The sequence below is a fragment of the Halosimplex pelagicum genome, assembly GCF_013415905.1.
GTDB classification, from domain to species: domain Archaea; phylum Halobacteriota; class Halobacteria; order Halobacteriales; family Haloarculaceae; genus Halosimplex; species Halosimplex pelagicum.
In genome coordinates this window covers 1833687-1850942 of sequence record NZ_CP058909.1, presented here as the reverse complement: position 1 = coordinate 1850942, position 17256 = coordinate 1833687, and the positions used below count along the sequence as shown (strand labels likewise).

Here is a 17256-nt window from a genome sequence, read left to right as displayed (position 1 = left end):
CTTGTGGTGGACCGGGTCGGTCCGAGCGCGTGCCGGGCGCCCCGTCAGGGTTCGAGCGCGTACAGCAACAGCCCGCTGCCGACGAGCAGGAAGACGAGGACGCCGGGCGTGAGCGTGGCGGTCGAGGTCAGGAAGACGCCGAGGCCGATGCCGCCGGCCAGCAGCGTCGTCAGCGTCGCGCCGCCGAGGTGGACGAGGATCGACCGCTGGACCGGGGCCTCGCGGCCCAGGTGTTCGGCGAGGCCGACGACGTGCTCGGCGGTCGTCCAGGTGACGATCGTGGCGGCGGTCACGAGCAGCAGGACGGCCGGCGGGGCGCCGCGGGCGCCGGCGTTGAGGACGCCGGCGAAGATCAGGCCGCTGCCGACGGTCACGAGCGAGCGAGAGGCCCGGCTGGTCCCGAAGCCGACGACGGCGAGGCCGGCCGCGGCGACGACGAACGAGCCGAGGTTGACCGAGAGGCCGAGGACGGCGACGACGGCCGGTGCGAGGGCGATCCACACCGACCCGCGGGCGGGGCGGCGGACGACGCTCACGCCGACCACCGCCGTTGGGCGGCGTCGATGGCCGTCTCCAGCGGCTCGTCGGGATCCCAGTCGACGATGCGGACGCCCGCGCGGCGCAGCCGGGAGATCCGCATCGCCCGCTCGACGGTGGCCAACCGCTGCCCCGTCGAGGCACCGGCGGTCACGTCGGGGCTGAGCACCGTGACCGGGAACCCGCGGGCGTGTAGCTGGCGGACGATGCCGACGGCGTCGTCGTCGGCCAGCGGCGAGCAGAGGACCAGCTGGGCGTCGCTGGGGAGCTCCCGGCGGAGCCGGCGCTCGGCGAACTCGCCGTAGAAGGCGCCCTCGGGCCGGTTCCCGTCGAAGGCGGGGTGGCGTTCGAGCAGGCTGCGGGCGCGGGCGGCCTGCGTGGCGCCGCCGCGGGGTTCGAGCCAGCACCGCTCAGGCGAGAGGGCGGCCAGCCCCACGGAGTCGCCGGCGCCGATGAGCGAGGCGACGACCACGTCCGCGGCGGCGATGCTGTGGTCGACGGCCGAGGGGGCGTCGACCCGCGGGGAGACGTACGCCTCCGCGCGGGCGTCGACGAGGACGACCACCGTCGCGGCGTGTTCCTCGCGGAAGAGTAGTGTGGCGAACTCCCCGCTGCGGGCGACGCGGTTCCAGTCGATCCGGGAGAGGGGGTCGCCGCGCTGGTACTCCCGGACGGAGTGGAGCTCGACGCCGCTGCCGCCGGTGTCGGTGACGACGCGGCCGACCCGCCGGGCGGTCTGGGGGTGAACGGGGATCTCCTCGTCGGCGCTCAGGTCGAGCGCGGCGGAGAGGACCGTCTCGCCCCCGCTCGGGACGTGGCGCTCGCGCTCCAGGGCGCCGCTGAAGTCGCGGGCGATGACGTGGACCGGGTCGAACGGGTGCTCGCCCCGGACCGCCTCGACGGTGTAGGAGAAGGAGACGGTCTCGCCGGCCCGTAGCGCGGTGGCGAACCGCGGGGAGCCGTCGACGACCCGGACGGCCGGCGGGACGCCGTCGACCAGTCGCAGGTCGGGGAGGAGGTCGTCGCTCTCGTTGGTGACGCGGACGGTCACGGTGACCGCCTCGCCAGGCGCGGGGTCGGTCGCGGAAAGGTCGCGCTCGACGGCCAGTTCGACGGGCGGCGGCGAGGAGAGGTAGACGTAGCCGGCGGCGCCGACGACGGTCGCGGCGGCGACCATCAGCGACGGCGGCACCGCCGAGTGACCGGCCCAGATGCCGACGCCGACGGCGAGCAGGCCCAGCCCCGTCAGGCCGGTCCACCGGTTCGTCCGCCGGTCGACCTGTCGGCGCCGCCGGTCGGTCGTCCGGACCGTCGCGGGCCGGTCGGCGTCGGTCGACGCGTCCGCCCAGTCCGCGGGGTCGAGACCGGGCGCGAGGGCGGCCAGTTCGGCCAGCACGCGGTCGATGTCGGTCGCGAGCTTCGGTCGGCGACCGACGAGCGACCGAACCTGGTCGCCGGTGGACGAGACCGACGACTCGTCGGAGAGCAGGGCCGCGGCGACGGGGTCGTCGGTCCACGTCCCCAGGGCGACGGCCTCGCGGGCCTCCGCCTCGGGGATGCGCTCGGCCTGCGCGTAGATGGAGACGGCCGCGCGCCGGAGTCGTTCGGTCACGTCGCGGCGAGCGTCCACGCGCGTCCGGCTCAGCCCGTGGATCGCGCCGGCGAGCGCGTCGTCGAAGTCCGAACCGGGGACGGTGACGGACTCGCGGTACTCCACGTCGGCCGTCTCGGCCGTCTCGTAGTCGGTGAACGCCCGTCTGGCCAGCGCGAGCGACCCGGTGAGGACCGCCGAGATCGAGATCGCGGCCACGACGCCGTTCCCGAACGGGAGCGCGGGCACCGCGTCGAGACCGACGACCGCGGCCAGCCCCGCCACGACGACGACCAGCCCGATGGCCGTCCTGACCGGGTTGTCGCGCACGGACGGCGCTTCGAAGTCGATATCGCCGGTCACGCCCGCGTCGACGCCCTCCATCGTCCGCCGCATGGCCTGGCCCTGCTGGAGGCGCTGGTCGGTGACGCTCCCGGGGTCCCGGTCCACGTCGTCCGGGCTCACGTCCGATCACCCGACTCGTCGGGCGCGTCGCCGCCGGTCTCGGTCGCGCCCGCCTCGTCTCCCGGGCCGTCGCCCACCGGCGACCCGCCGTCGGACTCGGCGTCGGCGGCCGCGACGACCGAATCGGCGTCGACCCCCTCGTGGGCCGCCTGGATCGCCCGCAGGGTCTCGACCGCCTGCCGTTCGTGGTCGGCGGTGACCGGCTCCGAGCCGTAGCGGACCCGCTCGAAGAGGTCGGTCAGCTCGGCGACGCGGGCCTCGTCCATCCCGGCGGCGGTCGCGGCGTCGGCGAACTCGCCGGGCGTGCTCGTCGCGGGGTCGGGCACCGCGAGCGCGGTCGTCATCTCGACCCAGGCCTCGTAGACGGCGTTCTCGGCGTCGCCCTCGTGGTCGTCGATCCGCTCGGCCGCGCGGGCCGCGGCGGCGCCCACCGCTTCCCGGTCGGGCGAGTCGGGCTCGGGCGGCGGCGACGGGTCGACCGACGCGTCGACGCTGGCGCTGGCGTAGTAGATCAGCCCCAGCGCGGCCAGCAGCGCGAACCCGACGACGCCGAACGTCACCAGCGAGGGCAGGTCCCGGGCGTTGTCCGCCGCGCTCTCGTCGGCGCTGCCCATGTCGCCGCCGCCACCGAACGGACTGCCGGACGCGTTCGGGATGTCACCGCCGGGCAACGGGGCGTCGATCGTCCCGGAGAGGAGAAAGTACAGCCCCAGCAGTCCGGCGAACAGCACGACTGCGGCGGCGATACCGAGCGCCCGGTCGTACCCCATCAACAGCGCCCCCGGAATCGCCAGTACGACCGCGACCGCGACCAGGATCGCCACCAGGTCGCCCGGCAGCCCGGGCGCGTCGGGCGCGCTCTGGTTGGTCGGCGTCTGCTGGCCCAGCGGGTCGTCGTCGGCCCCGACCCGTTCGCCCTCGCCCGCGCCCCGCTGGTTGCTCGACGTGGGCGAGAGCGTCGACGCCGTCAGCGCCAGCGCGACGACACACAACACCACCACCACGGCCGCAGCCGCTCGGTCTGCCATGACCTGACCAAACAGTCAGGAGGGACTTAAGGCTCCCGTCGCGTCCGCCGGCCGCGGCTGGCCGGTCACGCCGCGTCGGCCGACGGTTCGTCGGTGTCGTCGTCCGGTCCGGACTCGTCCGCCGAATCGGCCGCCGACCGCCCGTGACCGCCGCCGCCGGGCGTCTCGACGGTGACGGTCGTCCCAGCCGACACCTCGCGGGTGACCTTCGCCGGGACGCGCTCGCCGTCGATGCGGTTGATCCCCGGCTGGCCGTCGCCGCCGCCCGCGATCCCCCGGGGAGCGTGCCGACGCCGCTCGGTCAGCAGCGAGACGGTCGCGTCGGTCTCGACCCGGACGCTCCGAACGAGCCCGTCGCCCCCGCGATGTCGACCGTCGCCGCCGCTGCCCTCGCGGAGCGCGTAGCGCTCGACCCGGAGCGGGTAGGCCGCTTCCAGCGCCTCGACGGGCGTGTTCAGCGTGTTCGTCATCCCGACCTGCACGCCGGAGAGGCCGTCGCTCCCCGGGTTCGCGCCCGCGCCGCCGCCGACGGTCTCGTAGTAGGCGAACTCGGCGTCGCCGACGACGAGGTTGTTCATCGTCCCCTGGCCGCCCGCGGGGACCCGGTCGGGCGCCGCCTCGGCCAGCGCCGCGAAGACGGCGTCGGTCACCCGCTGGCTCGTCTCCACGTTCCCGCCGACGACCGCCGCCGGCGGCTCGGGGTTCAACAGCGACCCCTCGGGCGCACCGACCGTGACCGGGTCGTAACAGCCCTGGTTCGGCGGTATCTCGGGATCGGTAATACATCTGATCACGAAGTATACGGCGCTCTTGGCGACGGTCAGGGGGGCGTTGACGTTGCCGGCGACCTGGTCGGCGGTGCCGGCGAAGTCAACGTCGACGGTCGCGCCGTCGACGGTGACCGCCACCTCGATCGGAACGTCCTCGTCGGTGACGCCGTCGCCCTCCAGCGCGTCGGCCGCGCGGTAGGTCCCGTCCGGGAGCTCGCGGAGTTCGCTCTCGACGCGCTCGCGGGAGTAGTCGATCACGGCGTCGAACGCCGCGAGCAGGCGGTCGCCGTGGGCGGCGAGGAGGTCGGCGATCCGCTCCTCGGCGCGGTCGTTGGCGGCGATCTGCGCCCGCAGGTCCGCCCGGCGCTCGTCGGGGTCGCGGACGTTCGCGAGGACGAGCGACTCGATCTCCTCGTCGATCTCCCCGCCCGCGACGAGCCTGACGGGCGGGATGCGAAGCCCCTCCTGGTGGATGTCGCGGGCGCCCGCTGGCATGCTCCCCGGCGCCATCCCGCCCACGTCGGCGTGATGTGCCCGCGAGACCGCGTAGCCGAGGATCTCGGACTCCTCTCCGGATTCCGGGTCCCGCTCGGGCGCGATCGGCGAGACCAGCGTCACGTCCGGGAGGTGGGTCCCCCCTTCGAAGGGGTCGTTCAGCGCGAACACGTCGCCCGGCTCGGGGTCGCGGTCGAGCACCGCGTCGACCGCCTCGGGCATCGCGCCCAGGTGGACCGGGATGTGTTCGGCCTGGGCGACCAGCCGCCCGTCGGCGTCGAAGACCGCCGTCGAGCAGTCCCGTCGCTCCGTGATGTTCGGCGAGTAGGCGCCCCGGATCAGGACCTGGCCCATCTCCTCGGCGACGCTCTCCAGTTGGTTCCGCAGTATCTCCAGTTCGACCGGGTCGAGGTCCGGTTCGGGATCGGAACCGTCGCGACTCATTCCTCACCCGCCTCCAGCACGAGTGTCCCCTGTTCGTCGGCCCTGGCGGTCCACCGCGGCGGGAGGACGACCGTGCTCTCCCCGCCGGCGAAGATCGTCGGACCGTCCACGGACACGCCGACGGGGACGCGAGCGCGGTCGTACACCGGCGCGCGGTAGAACCCCGACTCGAAGAAGAGGTCCCGTTTGCCCAGCAGCGGGTCGCCCTCGGGGTCGTGGGACAGCTCCGGCGGGTCGCCCGGCACCGTCGCCGTGACACGGCAGGTGACCAGGTCGACCGGTTCGTCCATGCGGTAGCCGCGAGCGCGCTCGTGCTCGTCGTGGAACCGCTCGCGCACGGTATCGGGGTCGAACGGGTCGGGCGCGCCGACCGCGAGTTCGAAGCTCTGGCCCGCGTAGCGACACTCGGCCTCGCGCTCGACCGTCGCGGCCGCGGGATCGCTCGTCTCGGCGAGTGCCTCGTCGGCCAGGTCGTCGAACACCGACTCGACGGCGTCGGGGTCCGCGCCGGCCAGGCCCGTGCGGTGCGTCCGGGTCGCGTCGTGGCGCTCGTCGGCGGCCAGCAGGCCCAGCGCCGAGAGGACGCCGTTACCGGGCGGGACGAGGACGGTCTCGATCCCCAGCCGGTCGGCGAGCGTGGCGGCGTGCATCGGCCCGGCGCCGCCGAACGCCGCGAGGGCGAACTCCCGGGGGTCGTGGCCCCGCTCGACGGTCACCCCGCGGATCGCCCGCGCCATCGTCGCGTTCGCGACCCGGTAGACGCCCTGGGCGGCGTCGACGACCGTGTCGAGGCCGGCCGCGTCCGCGAGGTCCTCCATCACCCCCTCGGCGCGGTCGGCGTCGAGTTCCAGTCCCTCGCCGAGCGTCGTGTCCGCCCCGAGATACCCCAGCACGACCGCCGCGTCGGTGACCGTGGGTTCGTCGCCGCCCTTGCCGTAGCAGGCCGGGCCGGGCTCGGCGCCCGCGGATTCGGGCCCCACCCGGAGCGCACCCCCCTCGTCGACCCGCGCGATCGAGCCGCCGCCCGCGCCGACGGTGTGTACGTCGACCATCGGGACCCCGACGGGGTGGCCCCCGATCTCGGCGTCGGTCGTCCGCTCGGCGCTCCCCTCGCGAACGAGGCTCACGTCCGAGGAGGTGCCGCCCATATCGAAGGTCACGAGCCCGGCGTGGTCGGACCGCTCGAACCGCGCGGCGCCGACGACGCCAGCCGCCGGCCCCGACAGCAGCGTCGTGACCGCGCGCTCCCTGACGGTCTCGGCGTCGGCGATCCCGCCGTTGGACTGCATCACTCGCACCGGCGGGAGCCCCAGATCCGCGACCCGCTCGGTCAAGCGCCCGAGATAGTCGTCGATCACGGGCGTCACGTACGCGTCGGCGACCGTCGTCGCCGTCCGCTCGTACTCGCGGAACGCCGCGTGTACCTCGTGGCTGGCCGACACCGGCACGTCCAACTCTTCTCGGAGAATCTCGGCCGCCCGCCGCTCGCTGTCCGGGTGAGCGTACGCGTGCAGGAACGAGACGGCCACGCTCTCGCAGTTTCCTTCGAGGGAATCTGCGACCGTCCGGAGTTCCTCGGGGTCGACGGGCGTCTCGATCCCCTCGGTGGTGGCGCGCTCGGCCACCTCGAACCGTCGCTCGCGCGGGACGAGCGGTTCTGGTTTCTCCGCCGAGAGGTCGTACAGGTCCGGGCGGTCCTGGCGACCGATCTCGACGGCGTCGGCGAACCCCTCGGTCGTGACGAGCGCCGTCTCGGCGCCCGCCCCTTCGAGGACGGCGTTGACCGCGGCGGTGGTGGCGTGGCGGAATCCGACGACCGCGCTCGGGTCGACGTCGGCGGCGTCGCAGGCCGCCTCGACCCCGGCGAGGACCCCGCGGGACTGGTCGTCGGTCGTCGGGACCTTCGCGGTCGTCAGGTCGCCGTCGACCACCAGCGCCACGTCGGTGAAGGTGCCGCCCACGTCGACGCCCAGACGGGCGTCGCGGCCGTCGGCTGCGTCGCGGGCGCCGTCGGCATCGGCTGCGTCCATACCGAATCCAGCGGCGGCACGCCGATAAGCCTGCCCCGTCGGTGCGGGCCGTGGACGCGCGTCCACCGCCGGGGGTGTCGAGCCGGTAACCCCCCGGAATAGCCGTGCGTAGGTTTTTGCGGGTCGACTCCTCAGTGGGGAGCGTGCATCGACGTACCGTCGTCGTCGCGCTGCTGGTCGTCCTCGCCGGCTGCAACGCCTTCGCCGGCGGGGACGGCACCGACCGTCCCGGGACGGCGACGCTGACGCCCGTCGAGGTCCCGACCGCCGAGTCGCTGCGGACGGCCACCCCGACATCGACGGAGTGTCTCGCCCCGCGAGTCGCGGCCGACGACCGGACGCCCGCCCCGACGCCGGCGACGCCCGTGCCGCTGGCGGCCGCGAACGGGACGGTCGACGGCGACGCCATCGTCGCCGGCCACGGCGCGGCGCTGGACGACCACAGTTTCTCGCTCCGGATGGACGGCACTCGCGTGCGAGCCATGCCCGGCGCCGCCGCGTTCACCTACGAGGGGGTCACGCTCGGTTTCCAGTCGGTCCAGGTGTTCGCCGTCGCCGGGACGATCTACCGGCTCCGGCAGGTCGAGGGCGGCGTCTCCGTCGCCCAGCGCCCCTACGACCCCGACTCGCCCGGGTCGACCTGGTACCGCGACGCCCTGACCGGCGAGAACTGGCTCGACGAGCGGATCGGCGGCTACAACTACACCCATATCGGCACGCGCACCTGGAACGGCACCGAGGTGCGCATCTTCGAGGAGGCCCGCGACATCGAGGTCCTCGTCGGCTCCGGCGAGGCGCTGAGCGTCGAGTCGACGGTGTTCGTCGACCGCCGCGGCGTCGTCCGCCGCGTCCGCCAGGTCCGGACGCTCCAGCGCGACACCATCGACGGCATCGTCAACACCACCGAGGTCGAGACGTTCTCCGTCGGCGAAGTCGGCGGCGTCACCGTCAGCCGACCCGACGCGTTCTGCGTCCCCGGCTCCGAGGCCGTCACCGTCACGACCCCGGGACCGAACGCGACCGCAGCCGGCTCCGACCGATCGCCGGACGCCACCGTCACGACCAGCACCGACCGGGCGCCGACCGCCACCGCCGACGGCACCGCGTCCGCGCCGTCGACGACCGGCTCCGCCACCGCCGGGCCGCCGACCGGCTAGTGGCCCCACGGCCGCTCACTCCTCGGCGGGCTCGGACACCCGTTCCTCGGGCGAGACGGGCGGGTCGACGACGGTCGTCTCCGGGATCGGTTCCTCGGGGTCCGGCGGGCGGGTGAGCAGTCGCTGGAGGAGCGTCTCGTCGTCGGGGTCGGGCTTGTCGATCACCTCGTAGTCGACGCGGACGCCCCCGTCGTCGGCCGCGGTGAGCCGGAAGTAGTTGAGGCGGAACGACGCGTAGTACACCGGCGGGAGGAGGCCGACGACCGGGTCGACGCGGTGGAGGCGTTTGAGCCACGTCCCGGTGTTTATCACGAGCCGGTCGCCTACTTCGGTCGTCGACGGGCGGTGGGTGTGGCCGTAGACGTAGACGGCGACGGCGGGGTCGGCCCGGAAGACCGCCCGCGCCCGGTCGAGGTACTTCTCGACGGGGTCCTCGCCGTCGCTCTCGCGGACGAGCCCGAACCGCCGGAGCGTCTTCCGCACGTCCCTGAAGAAGACGTACAGCGGGACGGCGATCACGGCCAGCAGGGCGACGAGCACCAGGTTGGCCGTGAGGATCATGTCGACCAGATACCCGACCGGACCGAAGTCCCGGAGGACGCCCTGCACGACGGCCATCGGGAGCGACCAGACCCCGGTGGCGTCGAGGGCGACGACCCCGACGTACCACAGCGCCGCGTTGAACAGGGCCAGGAAGGGGACGACCGCAAACCGCAGCCAGGCGCTCATCTCCCGGTAGAAGTAGTTGGAGACGAGCCAGTCGGGGATCTGGGTCATCGGCGTCACCGCCTGGATGTCCCTGAGCCAGTTGTACTTCCCGCGACCGGAGAGCCGCCCCGCTCGGCTCGTGATCTGGCGGTTCACGAAGTAGCCCGGCGGGTTCGCGTAGGGGTTCCCGAAGTCGGGGATCCGGTTGTTCGGGTCCTCCTGCATCCCGTGTTCGACGTGGACGACCGCGTCACCCAGGTCGCGCGTGATCGACACCGACTGGTCGAGCGTGACGTTGTACTCGGCGAGGCGGTCGACGTACTCGTCGTGAGCCGCGAGTTCGTAGTCGTGGTTGCCCGGGATGAGCGTGATCGGGACTCGCTCGCCGGTCGCGCGCAACTGCGCGAACAGCTCCGGGTAGTCGGCGACCAGCGCGTCGAACTTCGCCGACCCCTCCACCTCGGTGAACTCCCACAGCCCGAACGCGTCGCCGTTGATCAGCAGCTCGGCGTCCTCGTCGCTGTCCGCCAGGTCGCGGAGAAAGTCGATCAGCTCCTCGCGGAAGTCGACGTGTCGCAGCTGCTCGTCGCCGCCGATGTGGAGGTCGCTGATCAGGTAGTACGCGTCGGTCATCCGGCCGTCCTCCCCCGGTCGGCCGCCGACTCGACCCCGGCTGCGACGGCGGCGCGCGACCGGCCGCGGGTCGCGACGACCGTCTTCGACCACTGCCGGACGACCGCGGCGCTCGCGAGCGGCGACGAAACCCGTCCCATCTCGTTTCGAAGCGATGGGCGAGGCCGTCAAGTCGGTTGTTTCCACTTGGAATCGAGTCCGTGGCCAGCACCGTGAGGGGGCGCCGGGAACCGACCGTCGCCGGTTCGGGTTCGCTCCGCCGCGCCGCGTGCCGCGCTCGCCACCGACCGAACCCCGACTGCGGCCGAGTAAGCTCCCCGTTCCCCGGTAACCGTATTCAACCGTCCCCAACGGTACGAGTGGGAGTAACAATGTCGATACAGTATCACGAATACGGTTATCTCGGGGGGCGGCGTACTCCCACCGGGAGAACACACCATGAGCACAGACACCTCCTCGGTCGAATCGGCGGACGCACAGCGGAGCTGGCGGTACCTGATGGGCGCCGGCCTCCTGATCACCCTCCTCGGCCTGATCGCGATCGCGGCGCCGTTCGTGACCGGCGTCGCCGTCTCGGTCCTGCTCGGCGCGCTGCTGGTCGTCGGCGCGCTCGGGCACGCCGTCAACGCCGTCTCCGTCGGCGGGGTCGCCGGGACGGCCTGGCAGGTCGCGCTCGCGGTCGTCTACGCGGTCGCCGGGATCTCGCTGCTGGCCAACCCGGTGCTCGGCCTGACGACGGTGACGATCCTGCTCATCGCCTACTTCGCGGTCGAAGGAGTCATCCAAATCGCGATGGGGGCCCGGGCGCGCTCGGAGCCCAACTGGCTCTGGTACGTCGCGAGCGGTGCCGTCTCGCTGGCGCTGGCCGTCCTGCTGTGGGCGGGCTTTCCGAGCACGGCCGCGTGGGCGGTCGGACTCCTCACCGGGGTCCACCTGCTGTCCACCGGTCTCCTGCTGGTGTACGTCGGCTACGTCGGCCGACGGAGCGGCGTCGCGAGCGGCGGCGAGGCGATGGGCGGCGAGCCCCGGAGCGGGTGAGCGACCGACCCGCGATTTTTCGAGCGGCGTGTCGAGATTTCGAACGGAGTACCGGAGCGCCGAGCACCGACGACCGATGCACCGAAAGATGACCCTAGATCGGTTCTACGGGAGATTACTCGAATTCCGGGGAGCTTTCTCGCCATTGTCACGTCCATTACTATGCGTGAACCACCCCCACGGTCGAACGCATGAGTTCGCTCGTAGTACTCGCGTTCGACACCATGGATGGCGCGGAACAGATGCGTGAGAAGATGAACGACTTCCAGCGTCGCGAGCTGATCACACTCGAGGACGCCGCGGTGGTCGTCCGCAAGGAGAACGGTCGCGCGAAGGTCAAGCAGGCCCACAGCCTCGTCGGCGCGGGCGCGCTCGGCGGCGCCTTCTGGGGAATGTTGATCGGGCTGCTCTTTTTCGCCCCGTGGGCGGGGCTGCTCGCCGGCGCCGCCGCCGGCGCGGTCTCCGGGAAGCTCGGCGATATCGGCGTCGACGACTCGTTCATCGAGGAGGTCGGCGACACGATCGAGCCGGGCCACTCGGCGCTGTTCCTCCTCGCCCGCGACGCCCAGATCGAGCGCATCAAAGAGGAGACCGAAGACATGGAGTTCCAGCTCATCGAGAGCAACCTCTCGCCCGACGAGGAGACCCAACTGCGCGAGACCTTCGCCGCCGAGGAAGTCGCCGGGTAACCGGCTCGCGGAGCGGCTCGCGCTCCGGATCCGTCGCCCCTCGCCGGACGGCCGACGACGCGGAGCCCATCCCCGATCGAACTGTGTGGGTACCGTCTCTATTGTGCAAGTCGCGCTAGAGACGGTATCGGCCCCGTCTCCGCCATGACACAGCCACGCCCGGTCGTCGGCACCCCCGACGAGTACGACCTGGACGACCCGAACCGCGTCCCCTGGGTCCTCGGGACCCACCTCCACCCCGAGGTCGGGCCGCTCGGCCGCGCGCCATCGGGGTCGCGCGTCTGTATGATCGAAGCCCACGGGTTCGCCCGGCGCAAACCCTACCACCACCACAAGCTCACGCTCGTCTTCGCCGCGATGCGCCACTTCAGGGACGAACTCCGCGACGCCGGTTACGAGGTCGAGTACGTGCGAGCCGAGACGTTCCGCGAGGGGCTGGCGACGTACTTCGACCGGTACCCCGAGGACACGCTCGTCGCGATGCGCTCGCCGAGCCACCGCAGCGGCGACCGCTTCCGTGACCTCGTCGAAACCGTCGGCGGCGACCTCGAACTCGTCGGCAACGAGCTGTTCTGCTCGACTCCCGAGGCCTTCGACGAGTGGGCGGACGGTGGGGGCGAGGGCGACCAGTTCCGCCACGAGGATTTCTACCGGTGGATGCGCCGCGAGAGCGGCGTCCTGATGGCGGACGGCGAGCCCGTCGGCGGCGAGTGGAACCTCGACGAGGCGAATCGGGAGGTCCCGCCCGACGACTGGGAGGCGCCGCCGGTCTACGAACCCGCGGTCGACGACCTGACCCGGGAGGTCGCCGAGTGGGTCGCCGAGGAGTTCGACACCTGGGGGTCAACCGAGGGCTTCGCCTGGCCGGTCACCCGCGACGAGGCGCTGGCCGCGCTCGACCACTTCGTCGCCGAGCGACTCCCCGAATTCGGCCCCTACCAGGACGCGATGCGCGCCGACGACCCCGCGATGGCCCACGCCCTGCTCTCCCCGGCGGTCAACCTCGGACTGGTCCACCCCTGGGAGGCCGTCACCGCCATCGAAGACACCTACGAGGAACGGTCGGACGTGCCGCTCAACTCCGCCGAGGGGGCCGTCCGGCAGTTCCTCGGCTGGCGGGAGTTCGTGCGCCACGTCTACCGCCACGCGATGCCCGACCTGGCCGAGGCGAGCCAGCTGGGCGCCGACCGACCGCTCCCCGATCTGTTCTGGAGCGGCGAGACGGACATGGCCTGCGTCGGCGCCAGTGTCGCCGACGTGTACGAGCGGGGCTACTCGCATCACATCCAGCGGCTGATGGTCCTCTCGAACGTCGCGACGCTGTGGGGGGTCGACCCCGCCGAGCTCAACGAGTGGTTCCACACCACCTACGTCGACGCCTACCACTGGGTGACCACGCCCAACGTCGTCGAGATGGGGAGCTACGGTAGCGGCGTCTTCGCCACCAAACCGTACGTCGCATCGGCCAACTACGTCGACGACATGAGCGACTACTGCGGCGACTGCGCCTACGACCCCGACCGGACCACCGGCAAGGGCGCCTGCCCGCTCAACGCGCTGTACTGGGACTTCCTCGCGCGCAACGAGGACCGGCTGCGCAGTAACCACCGCATGGGCCCGCTGTACGGCCACGTCGACGACAAACGCGACGACTGCGAGATGGACGAGATCTACCAGCGCGTCAGCGAGCTCCGGACGATGGAACGGCGAGGGGACCTGTAACGCCGGTCGCCACTCCCGGGATTTGGCCGGCGTTACCGCCGGATATGGAGTCACTTCGAGAGGCCGACCACCGCGACGGCGGTGCGCGGCGGACTCGGGCCGGTGCGGACGAGTCCCTTGGCACGTTATTACAAAACGACCCACGCCCGAACGGGTCGGGTGGTGACGCCCCGGTGACCGACGGCGACGACGCATCGCGGACCGCCCTCCGAGCGCTCGCCCTCGCCGTCGGCGCCCTCTCGGTCCTGATAGTGGTCCCCCTGTTCCAGGCGGTCGTCCTGGGCGGTCTGCTCGCCTACCTCGCCGCGCCGGTGAACGAGCGGCTCGCGCGCCGGGTCGGGGCGACCGCGGCCGCGCTGGCCACGACGGTCGCGACGCTCGCCGTCGTCGTCGCGCCGCTGGCGCTGCTGGTCGGGGTCGCGGTCGACCAGGCGGTCTCGGTGGTCCGCGGCGTCGAGATCCCGGACACTGACAGCCTCGCGGTCGGCCTCCGGGAGTGGCTCGGAGCGGCCGGCGTGCCCGCGATCTCCGCCGGTTCGCTGGGAGACCTCGGCGGGATAGTGCTCGGCGGTATCACCGGTCAGATCACTGGTGCCGTGGGTCTGCTCCCGACGGTCGCCGTCGGTGCGGTGGTGACCCTGTTCGCCTTTTTCTACCTCCTGCGCGACGGGGACGCGCTGCTCGCGTGGGTCCGCGCGAACGGCCCCCTGGACGCGTCGACGACGGACGAGCTGCTCCGGCGCACGGACGACCTGCTGTGGGCCGCCGTCGTCGGGAACGTCGTCGTCGCCGCCCTGCAGGCGGTGCTGACGGTCCTCGGTCTGGTCGTCGTCGGCTTCGACGACATCGTCTTCTGGGGCGTGCTCACGTTCGTCCTGTCGCTGCTCCCGCTCATCGGCGCGTCGTTCGTCTGGATCCCCGCGGCCGGCTACCTCGCCGTCACGGGCGGGACGGTCGCGGCCGCGGGGCTGGCGGTCTACGGGGCCGTCGTCGTGAGCGGGTCGGACAACGTGGTCAGGCCGCTGGCGATGCGCCGCGGCGCGCGACTCAACCCCGCCCTGCTCGTCGTCGGCATCTTCGGCGGGATCGCCGTGTTCGGCTTTCTCGGCCTGTTCGTCGGTCCCGTCGTCCTCGGTCTGGGCAAGACCCTCGTCGAGCTGCTGGCGGCGGACCGCGACGGCGCGCGCGGGTCCTGATGCCGCGGCCCGCTGCCATCCGCCGTCGGACCAGTCCCGGTCACCGCTCGGCCGAGGCGTCGTCACCGCCGGCGAGGCGGTCCCTGAGGAACGCGGCGAACCCGCCGACGTAGTCGGTCCCCCACAGCGCGACGAGGACGCCGGCGACCCCGTTGAACACCATGTCGGTCGCGATATCGTCGATCCCGTAGACGACCAGCGGCGCCTCGGCGGCGAGCGCGCCCGCCAGCAGCTCCGACGCGAACTCCAGCAGCTCCCAGACGACTCCCGCCGCGAGGACGAAGACGACGACGAACGCCGCCCGGACGGATGGGGGCGCCGCGACCGCCTCGGAGTGGTCCTCGACGGCGCGGAACGACGCGTACCCGACCCCGGCGACGAGCGTCCCCGAGACGGTGTGGGTGATCTCGTCGTACCACTGGAAGCGCTGGTAGAGACCCAGAAAGCCCAGCGCGTTCAGGAACACCGCCACCGCGATCCACAGCACGATCCCGGGGTCCATCACGTAGCCGTACTCCCGGCGCAACAGCGCCGGCAGGAACGTCACCGCCAGCGCCGAGGCGCCGTTGACGGCGGCCCCCCAGTCGCCGGTCGCGGCCCCGTAGGCCGACAGCGCCGCCAGCGCCGCCTGCAGGCCACGTGTGAGCAGCCGCTCCCGGTCGTCCGAGAGCCCGAGCGCGTCGCCCAGCGTCATGTCGACCCCGACCGCGCCGACCGGTCGGTCGAACGCGGGTCCTCGAAGCGCTCGGCGTACCACCGGAACGCGACGCCGGCGGCGACCGCGACGGCCGTTGCGGCGACCAGGTCCCACTGGAGCTCCGTCTTCGAGCCGAGGTAGCCGGTCCCGAGCCACGCGTCCGAGTAGAACTGCGCGACGGTCCAGACCGCCTGGGCGGCCATCGTCGTCAGCGCGACCGAGACGGCCGCGAACCCCCGGCTCAGCTCGACGCTCGTGAACGCGACGAGGTCGACGACCGCGGCGGTCGCGAACGCCGCGACCGCGAGATAACCGGCGATCTCGGCCGGGACGCCGACCCACGGGCCGGCGGCCGCTGCGGCCGAGACCACCGCTATGGCCCAGGGGACCGTCGCGGTCGGCTCGCGGGCGGCCACCGCGGGGGCCGCGACCGGGACCGCCAGCGCCAGCGCGAGGAGCGACCACGGGAGGTCCCCGGCGAGCGCGCTGGCGGCCGCGACGGCGACCAGCGCGCCGACCGACGCCCACGCGACCGCGGCGTTCGCTCGGCCGCCTCGGCGGAGCGATCCGAACCGTTCCATGCCGAGGGTTGCGGACCGAGCGGGAAAAGCCGGCGGCCGGCGACTGCCGCCCGGGGCGTAGGGACCGCCCCGCGACCCCGGATCGAAGCCGCGGGCCGAGCGGGGCCGCGCCGATCGGTCGCCTCAGCCCTTGACCTGCAGTCTCGGGACGGCGGGCAGCTCGGCGAGCAGCGTCGAGCAGTCCTGGAGGAACGGGCCGGGGTCGTCGAGCGAGAGGTAGTCGAAGCGCGGCTGCCGGTAGGTGGAGACGGCGATGTCCCGCAGCGTCTCGGCGTAGCCCGGCCGCTCGACGTGCGGGGAGTCGAACCGGAAGAGACTCAGCGCGTGGAGGAACTCGCCTTTCAGCCAGTGACAGCCGACGCCCAGGTCGTAGGAGGGATCGATCTCGTCGGCCCGGCCGGTCGCCTGCTGCCAGTAGTACCGGGGGAAGTCGGCCCCCATCGCGACGGTGGACGCGAGCGACTGCCACATGCGCGGGTTGATCTCCGCGAGGACGAACTCGCCGGTGTCCTCGTCTCTCAGGTACTCCAGGCAGGCCAGGCCGTTCCACTCGAGGTGGTCGAGCAGGTCGGTCGCCACCGCTTCGAGTTCGGGGATCGAGACCGACTCGCGGTAGGCGCCGCCCGACCCGGTGTAGCGGGTGCCCCGGACCTGGCGGTGCTGGAACACGGCCAGCGGGTCGCCCGAGTCGTACAGCGCGGCGACCATGTACTCCTCGGCGCCCGGGACGAACTCCTGGACGATCGGCTCGACCCGGTGGCGCTCGCGCAGCGAGTCGAGGTCCGGTCGGACGCCGGTCTCGAAGTGCTCGATCAGGTCCGAGGTCGCGCTCTCGCCGGGCGCCAGCGAGTCGTCGTACGTCTCGGTGAGCAGGTTGTACCGGGACTTGGCGAGCAGGTCCCGCGACCAGTCATCGACATCGGCCGGCCGCCGGGTGTCCGGCACGGGGACCCCGGCGGCTTCGGCGGTCTCGGCCAGCAACAGCCTGTCGTGGACGCGTTCGAGCGCCGCCATGTCGGGCACCGGCAGCGATACGTGTCGCTCGAACGACGACCGGTATCGGGAGAGGACGTACGCGTCGACCTCCCGGACGGGGACGATGGTCCGAACGTCGTCGCGGGCCGCCACGTCGAGCAGGTCGTCCCTGTAGGCGAGCAGGTCCGCGTGCGGGTCGGCCGTCCGGACGACTTCGCCGCAGTACTTCGACGCGAAGGCCTGCGCGGTGGCCATCTCCGACACGACGACCGTGTGGATGCCCTCCGGAGCGAGCGAGCGGAGCGTGGCGACCGTGCTCGGAACGTCCGTGACCGGCACCGCGACGGCTGGCCCGTCGGACGTGCTGCCTTCGACCATACCCGGATCCCACGCGGTGACGCGCCGTAGTAATCGACTCTGAAACGCCCGGTATCGGTACGCTTCGCTCTCACAGCCTCGGAGTACCGCTGAACCACCGGGCGCGATCGAAGCGGACCGTG

General features: G+C 72.6%; 15 protein-coding genes. 5 read left to right on the top strand and 10 right to left on the bottom strand.

All coding sequences use genetic code 11. The features are described from left to right. Positions 1-44: 44 nt before the first annotated feature. From HZS54_RS09095 to HZS54_RS09075, 5 genes are all read right to left on the bottom strand, one after another. Complete coding sequence (locus tag HZS54_RS09095) at positions 45-536, bottom strand: DUF7519 family protein (protein ID WP_179922101.1); 492 nt, start codon at positions 534-536, stop codon at positions 45-47. Continuing rightward, entirely contained in the window at positions 533-2593 is a 2061-nt protein-coding gene (locus tag HZS54_RS26050; RefSeq protein ID WP_218927135.1) for a DUF58 domain-containing protein, read from the bottom strand. The genes HZS54_RS09095 and HZS54_RS26050 overlap by 4 nt, the downstream gene beginning before the upstream one ends. After that, on the bottom strand, positions 2590-3621 hold the full coding sequence (locus HZS54_RS09085; protein ID WP_179922099.1) for a DUF4129 domain-containing protein: 1032 nt from the start codon (positions 3619-3621) through the stop codon (positions 2590-2592). Before HZS54_RS09085 ends, HZS54_RS26050 begins: the two co-directional genes overlap by 4 nt. 65 nt (positions 3622-3686) lie before the next feature. Then, positions 3687-5330 (bottom strand): hydantoinase B/oxoprolinase family protein, encoded by a 1644-nt coding sequence (locus HZS54_RS09080; protein ID WP_179922097.1) that lies wholly within the window; start codon positions 5328-5330, stop codon positions 3687-3689. Next, positions 5327-7360 carry a hydantoinase/oxoprolinase family protein gene (locus tag HZS54_RS09075; RefSeq protein ID WP_179922095.1) on the bottom strand — a complete coding sequence of 678 codons (2034 nt, stop codon included), beginning with the start codon at positions 7358-7360 and terminating at the stop codon, positions 5327-5329. The genes HZS54_RS09080 and HZS54_RS09075 overlap by 4 nt, the downstream gene beginning before the upstream one ends. 143 nt (positions 7361-7503) lie before the next feature. Here HZS54_RS09075 and HZS54_RS09070 point away from each other — a divergent pair, with 143 nt between their 5' ends. After that, on the top strand, positions 7504-8517 hold the full coding sequence (locus HZS54_RS09070) for a hypothetical protein (protein ID WP_179922093.1): 1014 nt from the start codon (positions 7504-7506) through the stop codon (positions 8515-8517). Between the two features lie 15 nt (positions 8518-8532). Here HZS54_RS09070 and HZS54_RS09065 read toward each other — a convergent pair whose 3' ends face one another. Together HZS54_RS09065 and HZS54_RS09060 are read right to left on the bottom strand one after the other, a co-directional pair. Beyond that, on the bottom strand, positions 8533-9858 hold the full coding sequence (locus HZS54_RS09065) for a metallophosphoesterase (protein WP_179922091.1): 1326 nt from the start codon (positions 9856-9858) through the stop codon (positions 8533-8535). Then, complete coding sequence (locus tag HZS54_RS09060; protein WP_179922089.1) at positions 9855-9998, bottom strand: hypothetical protein; 144 nt, start codon at positions 9996-9998, stop codon at positions 9855-9857. The genes HZS54_RS09065 and HZS54_RS09060 overlap by 4 nt, the downstream gene beginning before the upstream one ends. A gap of 298 nt (positions 9999-10296) precedes the next feature. On the opposite strand from HZS54_RS09060, the gene HZS54_RS09055 reads away from it, so the two are divergent. The 4 genes from HZS54_RS09055 (at position 10297) to HZS54_RS09040 (ending at position 14503) form a co-directional block, all read left to right on the top strand. After that, entirely contained in the window at positions 10297-10896 is a 600-nt protein-coding gene (locus HZS54_RS09055; RefSeq protein WP_179922087.1) for an HdeD family acid-resistance protein, read from the top strand. 224 nt (positions 10897-11120) lie between these two features. After that, on the top strand, positions 11121-11585 hold the full coding sequence (locus tag HZS54_RS09050) for a DUF1269 domain-containing protein (protein ID WP_179922986.1): 465 nt from the start codon (positions 11121-11123) through the stop codon (positions 11583-11585). A gap of 144 nt (positions 11586-11729) precedes the next feature. Continuing rightward, a complete protein-coding gene (locus tag HZS54_RS09045; protein WP_179922085.1) occupies positions 11730-13307 on the top strand; it encodes a cryptochrome/photolyase family protein in 1578 nt (525 codons plus the stop codon). A gap of 173 nt (positions 13308-13480) precedes the next feature. Beyond that, positions 13481-14503, top strand: a complete 1023-nt coding sequence (locus tag HZS54_RS09040) for an AI-2E family transporter (RefSeq protein ID WP_179922083.1) — start codon at positions 13481-13483, stop codon at positions 14501-14503. Between the two features lie 40 nt (positions 14504-14543). Here the strand turns inward: HZS54_RS09040 and HZS54_RS09035 are convergent, their stop codons facing one another. From HZS54_RS09035 to HZS54_RS09025, 3 genes are all read right to left on the bottom strand, one after another. After that, positions 14544-15197: a DUF2238 domain-containing protein gene (locus HZS54_RS09035; RefSeq protein WP_179922081.1), complete on the bottom strand. Its 654-nt coding sequence runs from the start codon at positions 15195-15197 to the stop codon at positions 14544-14546. Then, a complete protein-coding gene (locus HZS54_RS09030) occupies positions 15194-15781 on the bottom strand; it encodes a hypothetical protein (RefSeq protein ID WP_179922079.1) in 588 nt (195 codons plus the stop codon). The genes HZS54_RS09035 and HZS54_RS09030 overlap by 4 nt, the downstream gene beginning before the upstream one ends. A 123-nt stretch (positions 15782-15904) precedes the next feature. After that, positions 15905-17134, bottom strand: a complete 1230-nt coding sequence (locus HZS54_RS09025) for a carboxylate--amine ligase (protein WP_179922077.1) — start codon at positions 17132-17134, stop codon at positions 15905-15907. Positions 17135-17256 lie beyond the last annotated feature (122 nt).